The sequence below is a fragment of the Shewanella inventionis genome (assembly GCF_014641855.1).
Classification (GTDB): Bacteria; Pseudomonadota; Gammaproteobacteria; order Enterobacterales; family Shewanellaceae; genus Shewanella; species Shewanella inventionis.
The window spans coordinates 52251-65279 of record NZ_BMII01000010.1; the positions used below are offsets into that span (position 1 = coordinate 52251).

The 13029-nt window shown below is 44.0% G+C and carries 11 protein-coding genes; 7 read left to right on the top strand and 4 right to left on the bottom strand.

From position 1 onward, the window contains the following. Positions 1-57 precede the first annotated feature (57 nt). The 3 genes from IEW93_RS07330 (at position 58) to fdhF (ending at position 6430) form a co-directional block, all read left to right on the top strand. Positions 58-966 (top strand): LysR family transcriptional regulator, encoded by a 909-nt coding sequence (locus IEW93_RS07330; protein ID WP_188738505.1) that lies wholly within the window; start codon positions 58-60, stop codon positions 964-966. Positions 967-1077: 111 nt separating this feature from the next. Beyond that, entirely contained in the window at positions 1078-1794 is a 717-nt protein-coding gene (locus IEW93_RS07335) for an oxidative stress defense protein (RefSeq protein ID WP_188738507.1), read from the top strand. 412 nt (positions 1795-2206) lie between these two features. Next, positions 2207-6430, top strand: a complete 4224-nt coding sequence (fdhF, locus tag IEW93_RS07340; protein WP_188738508.1) for a formate dehydrogenase subunit alpha — start codon at positions 2207-2209, stop codon at positions 6428-6430. A 124-nt stretch (positions 6431-6554) separates the two neighbouring features. Here the strand turns inward: fdhF and IEW93_RS07345 are convergent, their stop codons facing one another. Continuing rightward, a complete protein-coding gene (locus IEW93_RS07345; protein ID WP_188738510.1) occupies positions 6555-6776 on the bottom strand; it encodes a hypothetical protein in 222 nt (73 codons plus the stop codon). A gap of 238 nt (positions 6777-7014) precedes the next feature. Here IEW93_RS07345 and IEW93_RS07350 point away from each other — a divergent pair, with 238 nt between their 5' ends. After that, the gene (locus tag IEW93_RS07350; RefSeq protein ID WP_188738512.1) at positions 7015-7857 is read left to right on the top strand and encodes a sulfotransferase domain-containing protein; all 843 of its coding nucleotides are present in this window, start codon (positions 7015-7017) and stop codon (positions 7855-7857) included. Between the two features lie 73 nt (positions 7858-7930). Here IEW93_RS07350 and lgt read toward each other — a convergent pair whose 3' ends face one another. Next, a complete protein-coding gene (lgt, locus tag IEW93_RS07355; protein WP_188738514.1) occupies positions 7931-8707 on the bottom strand; it encodes a prolipoprotein diacylglyceryl transferase in 777 nt (258 codons plus the stop codon). A gap of 187 nt (positions 8708-8894) precedes the next feature. Between lgt and IEW93_RS07360 the strand changes: the two genes are divergently transcribed. Then, on the top strand, positions 8895-9734 hold the full coding sequence (locus IEW93_RS07360) for a pseudouridine synthase family protein (protein WP_188738516.1): 840 nt from the start codon (positions 8895-8897) through the stop codon (positions 9732-9734). A 47-nt stretch (positions 9735-9781) separates the two neighbouring features. After that, a complete protein-coding gene (locus IEW93_RS07365; RefSeq protein ID WP_188738518.1) occupies positions 9782-10441 on the top strand; it encodes a DUF2057 domain-containing protein in 660 nt (219 codons plus the stop codon). 43 nt (positions 10442-10484) lie between these two features. On the opposite strand, the gene ybaK is transcribed toward IEW93_RS07365, so the two are convergent. Both ybaK and IEW93_RS07375 read right to left on the bottom strand, forming a co-directional pair. After that, on the bottom strand, positions 10485-10952 hold the full coding sequence (gene ybaK, locus IEW93_RS07370; RefSeq protein ID WP_188738520.1) for a Cys-tRNA(Pro) deacylase: 468 nt from the start codon (positions 10950-10952) through the stop codon (positions 10485-10487). A 10-nt stretch (positions 10953-10962) separates the two neighbouring features. After that, on the bottom strand, positions 10963-11925 hold the full coding sequence (locus IEW93_RS07375; RefSeq protein WP_188738522.1) for a TDT family transporter: 963 nt from the start codon (positions 11923-11925) through the stop codon (positions 10963-10965). Between the two features lie 135 nt (positions 11926-12060). Here IEW93_RS07375 and IEW93_RS07380 point away from each other — a divergent pair, with 135 nt between their 5' ends. Next, a complete protein-coding gene (locus IEW93_RS07380; protein WP_188738523.1) occupies positions 12061-12963 on the top strand; it encodes a LysR substrate-binding domain-containing protein in 903 nt (300 codons plus the stop codon). The last annotated feature ends 66 nt before the right edge of the window (positions 12964-13029 follow it).

Sequence of the window (13029 nt, forward strand, 5' to 3'; positions counted from 1 at the left end):
AATTTAACCAAGCCTAAAATTAATTCAAATGATACTAAATCATAGATAACTATAAATATGCTGCATAGTACAATTGATCTAAACTTATTTCTCATCATGACTACTGTTTACCAACAAGGCAGTATCACCAGCGCTGCTAGCAAGCTGCATCTAACACAACCCGCAGTAAGTCATGCCATCGCTAGGTTGCGTGCCAAGTTTAACGACCCACTGTTTGTGCGTCATGGGCGTAAAATGATACCCACGCCCCTATGCCAAAAAATCATTCCCGATGTGCTACAAGCCATGGATTTACTCAATCACACCCTATCAACCCCAGCCAATTTCGATATCCAGCAGCACAAACGTGAAATTAAATTGGGGTTAAGAGACATATTAGAGTCGATGTTTTTTCCGGTTTTGGTGCCCGATTTACTCAACAACACACCAAACCTCACCTTAAACAGCCGCCAAATAAAACGCACTGAGCTTGAACCGTCATTGGCCCAACAAAGCTTAGACATAGTGATTGATGTGCTTATGCCCACTCATAAAGACATCAGGAGTAGCTTGATTTGCCACGAATCATTCTCGCTAGTTTGCCGTAAAAACCACCCAATATTGCAGCAACTTACCCTAGATAATTACGCCACAGCATCACATGCGTTAGTCAGCTTAAAAGACTTTACCATCGACACCGTCGACATGGCGCTCGCCACTCAGGGCATTACCCGCAACATTGCCTTGCGCTGCGAACACTACTTTGCCGCCATTAATGTGGTGAGCCAGTCAGACATGATCATGACCATGCCAAATAGTTACGCCATGTTGTTGCAACAATCTATGCCTATTGTGGTATCACCCTTACCCTTTGAGGTACCCGATTTGGCGGTGCACATGTACTGGCACAAACAAGCCGATGACGACCCGGTGAATCAATGGATAAGACAAAAGCTCTTAACGATTTCAGCGCAATTGTTTGACTAAAAAAATAAAACCCTTTTTAGGTTTTGCCACGTTTACACAGATTAACAACACGCTTTTAATCAACATAAGCGTACACACCTGAGCTAGTAATAAGAAACCGCGGAGTTATTAATGAATAAACTATTACTCACCAGCCTCATTTCAAGCACATTTTTTGCCTTAACCGCCACCAGCAGTGTAGCGACAATACAAGCAGCTGAGCTTAATTTTGCCCACATTGAAACGGTAGGCACCAGTACCATTGAAGCCGCAGCAGATATGGCGATTATTAATGTTCAAGTATCTATAGAGGCAGCCAGCGCTAAAAAAGCCAAACAAAAAGCCGACGAGGCCGTCAGCCAATTTATGCAGCGTTTGCTTGACGCCGGTGTCGACAAAAAACACATCCAAAGCGCTAATTTACAACTTAACCCTCAGTATGAATATGTACAAAATAAACCGCGAAAATTGACTGGCTATAGCGCAAATCGTCAAATCACTGTGACGATCATTGAGCTCAGTAACTTAAATGAATTACTGGACAGCGCGCTAGTTGAAGGCATTAATCAAGTCAATAATATTGAGCTTAAATCAAGCAAAGAAGCCGAGATGATGGCCCAGGCTCGCCAGGCTGCCATTAAAGACGCTAAGCAAAAAGCAGAGTCATTAGCCAAGGGATTTGGTGAGCAAGTGGCCGGGGTATGGCAAGTAAGGTATTTTCCAAGTCAATCTCATCAACCAGAAATGTACCGCGCTAGCATGAAAATGAATGCCGATGTTGCGCAAACTTATCAACAAGGTCAAGTGAGTGTTAGTGACAGTGTCGAAGCGATATTTAGGCTTAAGTAACACAGTAATACACACAGACAGGGCCTAGCTGGGCGAGCCAGTCAGTTCTGTCTGTGAGAGTTTAAACAACATAAACCCGCCATTTTACTGTCCATAATCATAAACAATGGTGAAAAATTGTGACTTAGCAGGTCTTACCATCGCTATTTTCATATTCATAACGCAATGTTAAATATGAAATAAATTCAAACATGCTTTTTAATTACTACAAAAATGATCTAAATCACGTCTGAACAACCCCTAGCCAATTAAACTGAATTTATCAACAGTGGGTGCAGAAGCAACACCAAGGTTATCAAACGCAACCTGCAGAGCAGCATATCCACGCTAAAAATCTCCGCTTTTTGCAGCTATAACTGAGTATCGTCCAGCTTGTACGCCCCATTTAATGCAGACTTAAAAAGGCTTTGTAATGATTGACATCACCATAGACGGCGTAACCCTATCACTGCCTAAAGCAGATAGCTTGCTCAAAGCCGCCACAGATGCCGGTATTAACATCCCTAGCTTGTGTGACTTTTCCCACAATCAAGCCAAGCAGCACTGTAACTTATGCCAAGTACAAATCAAAAACCATGATGGTAGTTTACGCTGTGCTCGTGCATGTGAAACCGCTCTAGAAACAGGCTTGGATGTGATTACCCAGTCGAGCTATTTAAGTAAAGTGCGCCAGCAAGCACTTAACGACATCTTAAGCGACCACTTTGCCGACTGTGAAGCACCATGCCAAACAGCCTGCCCTGCGGGTGTAGATGTGCAATCTTACCTTTACCACATTGGCAAGGGCGACCATCACGAAGCCGTTAAAGTCATCAAACAAACCTTGCCATTACCCTTATCGATTGGCCGTGTTTGCCCAGCATTTTGTGAAGCACAGTGTCGCCGAGGGCTAGTTGATGAACCTGTCGCCATTAGGCAGCTCAAGCGTCATGCTGCTGATTTAGACTTAAATGATCTTGAGTCTTACGTACCACCCAAAGCACCCGCGACCAACAAGCGCGTTGCCATTATTGGTAGCGGCCCAGCAGGCTTAACCGCTGGGTATTACCTGTCAAATAACGGCCACGATGTCACCATTATGGAGTCTGCCCCAAAAGCAGGTGGCTGGCTGCGTTATGGTATTCCCGAGTACCGTTTGCCCAAAGCGATTTTAGATAAAGAAATTGAACTACTGACTCGCAATGGCCTTAAGATTAAAACGGGTTGTGCATTGGGCCGCGATACTAACTTAACTGAGTTAGTAGCTAATTATGATGCCGTTTGTCTGGCCATTGGCGCGCAAAAAGCGGTGCCAATGAACTACCCAGGTAGCGACTTACAAGGCTGCTATTTAGGTGTCGATTACTTACGCGATTATTGCACCGACAAAACATTAATCACAGGTAAAAAAGTGGCCGTCATTGGTGGCGGAAATACCGCTATCGATTGTGCCCGCACCGCACTTAGAGATGGCGCCGATGTCACCTTAATCTATCGTCGTAGCCGCGAAGAAATGCCCGCCGAACCTTACGAAATCCACGAGGCTGAAGTTGAAGGGGTTAAGTTTCATTTTCTGACAAATCCAATCGAAAACCACAGCGACAACCAGGGCCGTGTCTGTGCCGTCACGTTTGCAAAAATGGCATTGGGCGAACCAGATGCCTCAGGCAGACGTTCGCCTAAAGCTACTGGCGAAACCTTTAAAGAAGCCTTCGACACCGTGATCCCTGCGGTATCTCAACAAGTCGATTTAGACTTTTTAGAACAACCCGAAAATCAAATAGACACTGGCCACATCGCTCTGAGCCGTTGGCACACTTTCTTGGGGTGTGAGCAAACCATGTCTGCTGGGGTTGAAAAACTGTTTGTTATTGGTGATTCTCGCACCGGCCCAGGTACCGCTGTAGCCGCGGTTGCAGACGGCCGCAAAGCCGCTGAAGCCATTGAAGGTTTACTTAAAGAAGGCCTAACCTGCCATTTAGAGCCACAACAATTTAACTCACGCAAAGCAAAAAAAACCGCATCGTTAGCGGCAAATACTTACCCTGAATTATACCCAGACACCTCGAAACGCCCGCGTTTGAAAATGCCCGAGCTAAACCAGCTCACACGCACGGTTAACTTTGCAGAAGTTGAACTCGGTTTTAAACCAGACAAAGCAATGCAAGAAGCAATGCGTTGCCTAGAATGTGCCTGCCAAGCCAACACCGACTGTAAATTACGCGACTATGCCACCGAATATAAAGTCGATAGTAATAGTATTGAACAGCCCCGAGCCCGTAAATTTAAAGTCGATAATAGCGCCCCGTTTATCACCTTTGATGCCAATCGCTGCATCAGTTGTGGTGCCTGCGTTGAAGCTTGCCATCAGCAAAGTGGCCATAATGTGATTAGCTTTGCGCCCAATAGTTACCAAGCACTACCCGATGCAGCAGGCACAACAGACAGTCGCCGAAATGCACCACGCGTCGGCTTTAGCGCATCAATGAACGACAGCGATTGTGTGCAGTGTGGTAACTGTGTACAAGTGTGCCCAACGGGTGCATTAGTCGATGCCAGAGATAAAACTCAAGGTACACACCGAGCGCTAACCAAAACCTCAACAGTATGTACTTATTGTGGTGTAGGATGCCGGGTTGAGCTTCATGTTGATCAAGCCAAAAACCGCGTAATGCGCGTCACTGGCGACAACAACTCACTGGTTAATGAAGGGATGTTATGCGTAAAAGGCCGCTCTGGTTTTGACTTTTTAAACAGCCCTAAGCGTCTTACCACGCCGTTAATCCGTAAAAATGGTCAGTTACAACCGGCAAGCTGGAGCGAAGCCATTAACTACATTGCCGAGCAACTTAAGCCGATTAAAGAGGCCGCTGGGCCAAGTAAATTTGCCGCGTTATCTTCAGCAAAATGCACCAACGAAGAAAACTATTTAATGCAAAAGTTTACTCGTAGCATTATGGGCACTAACAGCATAGATCACTGCGCAAGATTGTGTCATTCATCATCAGTTGCAGGCTTGTTCGACACCATTGGTGGTGGGGCAATGACCAATGATATTCCAAGCATAAAAGAGTCTGATGTTATTTTTATTATCGGCTCAGATACCACCAGCGCTCACCCTATTATTGCCTCTCACATTAAACGTGCTGTCAACCAACATGGTGCGCGCTTAATTGTCGCAGACCCTAAAAAAACCACCATAGCAGACAGCGCCACCCTCTATGTCTCCCATAAACCCGGCACAGACGTTATGCTGCTCAATGCCATCATGCAGCAAATTATTCTTAATAATTGGCAAGACCAAGATTACATTGATAATCGGGTTGAATATTACGAATTGCTTAAGCAAGAAGTGCTCAAACCTGCTTACAATCTAAAAAATGCGGCATTACTTACCGGTGTCAGTGCTGAAGACATTGCCAAGATGGCAAAAATGATTGGTACCGCAACCAAAACAGCCATGTACTATGCAATGGGGATCACCCAACATACCACCGGCTATGACAACGTAGTCTCGACCTCTAATTTACAATTACTCTGTGGCAACATAGGCGTGGTCGGCGGCGGATTAAACCCACTGCGTGGCCAAAGTAACGTGCAAGGCGCTTGCGATATGGGCGCGTTACCCGATTTTTATCCGGGTTATCAAAAAATTAATAACCCCGCCAATAACGCCAAATTTGCCCATGCATGGGGTAACAACTCATTGCCTTCGACACCCGGTTATGCCGCTACAGAAATCATGCATGCCATCGTCAAAAATAAAATCGATGCCTTGTATATATTGGGCGAAAACCCAGTACTGAGCGACCCAGATCAGGCCCATGTGATTGCCGCACTCGAAAAAATTAACTTTATGGTCGTGCAAGATATTTTCTTAACCGAAACCGCCCAAATGGCGCATGTAGTATTGCCTGCCAGCGCCTTTGCAGAAAAACAAGGTCACGTCACCAACACCGAACGCCGCGTGCAACAACTTCGGGTAGCATTAACCCCACCGGGTGATGCAATGCTCGACTGGCAAGTCATCCAAATGATCGCCAATAAACTCGATGCCAATTGGCAATATCAAAGCGCCAAGGATATTTGGCACGAAATCAACCAGGTTACCCCGCAATATCAAGGCTTAACTTGGCAACGTCTCGAGCATAAAGTGGATGGTTTGCAATGGCCATGTTTTGATGAGAACCATCCCGGCACACCGGTTTTACATAGCGAAACCTTTTTACGCGGTAAAGGCCGCATGATCCCTGTCAGTTATCAATTCCCGGCTGAAATGCCCGATAGTGATTACCCACTAATCTTGTCTACAGGGCGTTTATTGGAGCAGTTCCATACCGGCACCATGACCCGGAAAACCCCAGAACTTGATATTAAAGGGGCGCCAAGAGTGATGATTTCGGTATATGACGCCGAGCAACTCGGGGTGAAAAATGGTGATATGTTAACCCTCAGCACGCGCCGAGGCGCCATTGAAATCGCAGCTTTTGTTACTAAACGAGCGCAAGTCGGGGTATTATTTTTACCCTTCCACTTTGCCGAATCTGCCGCAAATAAACTGACAATTAATGCATTAGACCCTATTGCAAAAATCCCTGAGTTTAAGGTGTGTTCAGTTAAAGCAGAAAAGTCACAACACACAATGACAATGGCATAGTTTTAATTATGAACGAAAAATGCCTCGTCCTAATTAGGACGAGGCATTTTGGTTTTGTATCACGTTACAGTTAACCATTATTTACACTAAAAACGATTAGCGATTAGCGATTAGCGATTAGCGATTATCCATTAACCACTGTTGGCGCGATCTCGATATCTTTTTTAAGCACAAGCACAACCAGGTAAACCAAACCTAAAATAGGCACTATCGATAACCCTGCACCAATCACACCGGCTAAAACCGGCGTTTGCGTTTTACGACGACCTAAGTAATAACAAATACAGCCCATAATTAACGCAAAAACAATAATCAATTGGCCGACCAAAGTTGCATTAACATCCATTTACCCTCTCCTCATTAACCAGATACAACAAGCTAGCGCTCGGTATTTAACCACATTTAACATTAATATTACATCCATATATTACCCACAGTAATGTGGAGTATTATTATTCGTTAAACAAGCGATGTTATTTGCAACCTTAACCCACTCAGCTTCCGCACTAAACTTGCCATTTTGCTGAATTATCGGTAGTTTTAACCGCATTGAAAGACGTAAAAATAACAACAAAGGATTACGAATGGGAAACATACTTTGGGTGGCCTCTTACCCTAAATCGGGTAACACTTGGGTACGCGCGTTTTTAGAGAACTACATTCAAAATCAAGATCAGCCTATCGACATTAATACGATGCACACCATTTCGACAGCCGAATCAGCAGCGCATCGTTATCAAGCTTATTTACCAAAAGATAAAGCCGCAACCACAGAGCTTACCTTAGAAGAAGTCAGTGTTTTACGCCCTCAAGTGCAAGCCGACATCGCCCATCAGGCACAAGGCACCACATTTGTAAAAACCCACAACTATTTAGGCGAGTACAACGGCCAACCATTGCATAACTCTTCTGTTACCTCTGGGGCGATTTATGTTGTGCGTAATCCACTTGATGTGGTGATTTCGATGGCTAATTACTTTGATTACACCATAGATGAAGCCATTGCCTACATGGCAGAAGAAATGACAGGTACCCCAAACGAGGCAGCGCATGTTCCACAAATTATTACCTCGTGGTCGATGCATGTATCGAGCTGGACAAGCGACGATACCTCAAAGCTCATTTTACGTTACGAAGACATGCTAGATGATCCTAAAAAAGCCTTTCGTAAAGTTGAGTCATTTTTAGGCTTAAAGAAAGATCCTGCAAGGCTTAAAAATGCCATTAAGCATTCATCATTTGCCCAATTAAAAGCCCAAGAAGCCAAACGTGGATTTGTTGAAAAGCATGAAAATGCCAATGCCTTCTTTAGAAAAGGCGGTAAGCATCAATGGCAATCACAGCTCACACCAGAGCAAGTCAAACGCATTGTTGATACCCATTACGAACAAATGAAGCGCTTTAAGTATTTACCTGCTGGGATGTAACTTAAAACAGCTAATATAAAAAAACGTCCTATTGCCGCTGCAATGGGACGTTTTTATTAGCGATGTTCATCAGTTAGCGTTGCTTACGATAAGCCATCACTAACAACACCACACCAGTTAATAAAAATGGCAAACTTAGCCATTGGCCAGCACTTAACATCGACTCATGGTAAGCAGCCTGGCTGACTTTAACGCTTTCTATTGCAATACGCGCACTAAATACCGACACTAAAAACACCCCAAAAATGGCACCGTGTTTTTGCTTCATATTGGTGTATTTGTAAATGGCGTAAAGACCAATAAAAATCACTAAGTATGCGAGTGATTCATACAGCTGCGCCGGGTGGCGCGGCAACATATCAACCCGTTTAAAAATAATGCCCCAAGGCTGAGTGGTCGGCTCGCCTAAAATTTCAGAGTTAGCAAAGTTAGCCATACGCACAAAAAAGCCAAATATTGCTGTTGCTATGGCTAGACGATCAAGCAAAAACAAAAACGGCAACTTCACTTGGCGTTGATAATAATACAAGGCCAATATGGCACCTAAACCGCCACCATGGCTGGCTAGACCGCCCTCCCAAATAGCCAGAATTTTAAGTGGATTAGCAAAGTAGTAAGCAGGATCATAAAAAACACAGTGGGCTAAACGTGCACCAACAATAATACCCACAACGCAATACACTAATAAATTATCAAGTGACTCAAGATCTAAGCCTTCTTTTTTATAAAAGTGCTTCATCACTTGAAAACCCGTCGCAATGGCTAACGCAAACAGTGCACCGTACCAATGTACAGTTAATCCCATAAACGAGACCAAAACAGGATTAAGATCCCAAACCAAGTGTTCCAAATTTCCTACTCCAAATGAATGCTATGCGTTAACACATTATGCTAAAACAACTTAACCACAGATGATACGTAACTGTAGAGAAAGTTTCATCAATCTGAGTGAGGTAAATTAACAATGAGGCAGTAAATAAGGTAACATTTCATGTTACCGATGCTAAACATCCAGATTGTTAGAGTTAACCCAATTAATGACCAATAAAACCGAATTCCATATTGATATCCTTGAGCAAACTACGGATGCCATTGAGCTTTTGGCGCAAGCAAGTGGTTTAGGTAAGCAAGTATTAAAAGATGCCATGCAAAAAGGCGCTATTTGGCACAGCCATGGTAAACAAACCAACCGTATTCGGCGGGCAAAAAAACCACTGCAAGCGGGCGATAAACTGCATCTTTATTACAATCAACACATACTCGATGAACAAGTCACACCTGCAGAGCTGTTATTTGATGAAACTGACTACAGTGTATGGTACAAGCCTTACGGCATGCGCTGCCAGGGGTCAAAGTGGAGCGACCACACCACCATTAATCGTTTTGCCGAGCTAAACATGCAGCCCCAGCGCAATGCATTTATAATTCATCGTCTTGACCGTGCTGCCACAGGGCTATTAATTCTCGGACACAGTAAAAAAGCCACTGCCGCTATCGCTAAATTATTTGAAACGCGCGCATTAGAAAAACACTACGAAGTAATTGTTCACGGCAAGTTTTCCAGTGAAACAGTACAAATTGACACCCCTGTCGATAACAAGCCAGCGCTGTCTCATGCAACATTAATAACCTATCATTCAGGGCTCAATCAATCTAAAGTGCAGGTCAAAATCGACACGGGGCGAAAGCATCAAATTCGCATTCATATGGCCAGCTTAGGCCATCCGGTGGTGGGTGACCGATTACACGGCGAGGCTGATAACACTTCGCCCGACCTTAAATTAACCTCGTGTTATTTTACATTTCAATGCCCGTTAACGGCTAAGCAGAAAGTCTTTGAACTGCCTGAAAAGTATCGCCCCCAATTTGCAGAATAATCTGCAATACAGCCAAAGCATTACACCACAAAACCAGGACGCTATTTATGCGATTACTCATTAGTTTAATAATCTTGTTAATTTGCACAAACACATCTGCCGCCACATTACTGTTACCTGACAATGCCAATACGGTATTGGTAAATGGTGTTGCGACTGAGCAGCAACAAGTTGCCTTAGACATCAACACTCCACAGGGGCTGCAACAAATCGCTTTTCGCTATCATGCCCGCTTTAGAGATCAAGGTAGTCAACATAGCTTTAGCTCAGACGTAATTATTTTGCGTTTTGCCGCGAGTGACCAAGATTATCAATTATCACTACCCAGCATCCGCTCACAAAGCAATGCGACACAATTTAATCAACAACCACAGATAACCTTAACCAATCAAGCAGGCCAAGTAATTGAGTTTACGCAAGATAAATTGATGAAATCTGGCCTTCAAATAGGCCGTGATTTTGAAACTGAAATAGCTAAGTATAATGCCTCTGGCGCCATCGCAGCCTGGAATGCAGCCTCTGTTGCACTCAAGCCGACAGCGACAACAAACACAAACGCATCGGCAATAGCAGAATCTACAGCACAAGAACTGCATAAAACAGATGCCGTAGTAGATCAACAAGAAGTGAATAATATGCTTGATTACTGGTACCAAAAAGCAAGCCCACAAACTCAAGCTGAGTTTAAGGCCAGAATAAATCAGTAATGTGCTTTTTATTGGAGGTGTAAAGGGATATATCGCTTTCTATCTAGGTGCAAATATCGGCAAATGTCGCATTGAGTAGGCGTTGTAAATCATCGGGTTTAAGTGAAATATCTAAACCCCTTTTGCCGGCGCTGACATAAATGTGCTCAAATTGCAGTGCAGAAGCATCAATCACCGTGGCTAAGCGTCTTTTTTGCCCTAATGGGCTTACACCTCCAAGTACATAACCGCTGGAACGCTCAACCGCTATTGCCTCAGCCATATGGGCTTTTTTAGCCCCCGCGGCTTTGGCCATTAACTTCATGCTCAACATCGAAGACACTGGCACAACTGCCACAGCTAACTTTTGATTATCAAGGCTCACCACCAAGGTTTTAAAGACTTGCTCGACTGGCAACGCTAATTTTTGTGCAGCCTCTAAGCCATAGGACTCACTACTGGCATCATGTTGATACTCGTGCACCTTAAAATCAATCTTATGCTTTTTGGCTATATCAATGGCTGGGGTCATAACCACTCACTTATGCAGAAACTAGTTTTCTGGGCTGATAAAAATGTAAATAACGCATACAAACATAACTGACAACCACAGTTGCAACAACTAATTCAAACTCAGCTAACCCTCGCACCTGGGCAATATATTCTGCGCCAACATCCATGCTTTGCATCCAAGCTGCCACTTTAAATAATGCCGTAGCCCCTATCACCATCGGGAAGGTAAATGCAGCATAACCAGGGCTAAACGGTAAACGCATCAGTTTAAAAAATGACAAATAAATAATACTGGTCATCAACACACCAATACCAAATAACAAACCAATAATCACCGGCGACGGCTGCGAGCTAATGGTTAAATAGCATGCTAACGATAAACTTGCTGGCGCGGCTAAAACGGCTAGTGTCGGCTTAGCCGCATCGGGGATTTGCTCAGTAAAAATAAGTCGATAAATCATCATAGGTAACATCACTGCATAGCTCAGCATACCAAAAATCAACGCGCTATCGGCTATCCACAATAAATGCGCATTACCTGAAAAAGATACATCGGCAACCACAATACCAATCGGCGGAATAAACCAACTGGGTATCATTTGGCATAATGAAAACTGCTTACTGCGATGATAAATAAACCCGACTAAAAAAATGATGTGCAGTATGACCGCAAAGCACCACAATAAATCGCCGGCCATGGCTGAGGCATAACCCAGCGAATTAGACACCACCATCAATGCCATGGCAAAAGTCGGCACCACACTGCCCACCACCGGATGGGCAACATCCTGGCGCAGTAGATCATGATGTAATACAAATTTACTGGCTAAGATCAGCAATAACACACTGGCAATCGCGGCGCTAATCCATTGGCCATAGTGTTGTAAATCAACAGCGTTCTCCCAGCTCCAGCCTAAACTGGCAATACCTAACGCTAGCCCCGCCACAGGTGTAGGCACACCCACTATTTTTCGTTTTACTCTGTTTACCATAACAACCTCAACGGCACTGTCCGCGACATACCGTTATATTACGCTTGCACTTTGTTTACATATATCCAATTATATAAAACATATGTTCAGTAAAACTAAACATTCAGCCCACTATTATTTACCCAAACCAATATTATGAATATCTCACTCAAACAACTTAACGTGTTTAGCAGCATTACACAGCACAACACTTTAACGGCCGCAGCCGAGGCTTTGTATTTATCTAAGGCGGCAGTGAGTATGGCGCTCGCTGAATTAGAAAAGCAGTTGGGCCATCCGCTGTTTGACCGGGTCAATAACCGCTTAATTCTCAACCAAGAAGGTCACAAGCTATTACCACTTGCTGATGAGCTGCTTAGTAGAGCAAATAACATCAGCCAATTGTTTGATGCAGACCACGCTTTTTCAGGTCAGTTGAAAATCGGTGCCAGTGATACCGTCGGTAATCATGTGGTTCCGGGGTTGCTAAGCCAATTTAGGCAACAATCACAGCATTTTTCGCAAAGCGTGGTGATTTCTAACTCACGATTAATTTGTCAAAAGCTGCTCGATTACGAGTTAGACATTGGCCTTATTGAAGGTAAAAGCCATCACCCAGAATTAGTTGCCCATCAGTTTAGTCACGATCAAATGTGCATTATTGCTGCACCTCATATAGCTATAAGTCAGCAAACGCAATGTGTATTCAGCGATTTAGAACAATCACAATGGGTATTACGCGAGGCGGGCTCAGGCTCAAGGGAGTTTTTTTTACGCACTATTGCACCGCACATTGAGGCTTGGCATGAGGTGTTTGAGCTCAATACCACTGAAGCGCTTATTAACAGTGTCGCGGCTGGATTAGGGTTGGGGTGCTTATCGACGTTAGCCGCGCAGTACGCCATTAATGATGGCCGAGTCACTCAACTGCAATTACCTCACAATAATAATACGCTCAATATGCAACGCCCCTTTTGGCTAGTAGTGCACAAAGACAAATACCACAGCCCGTTGTTAACAAGCTTTATTGCCTTTTGCCATCAATGGGGTAATACATAATGCGGTTGTTTCTAGGGTTCTAGCTCTATGATTTATGGCCAAAGTTGAATTTGTACATTTGAAACT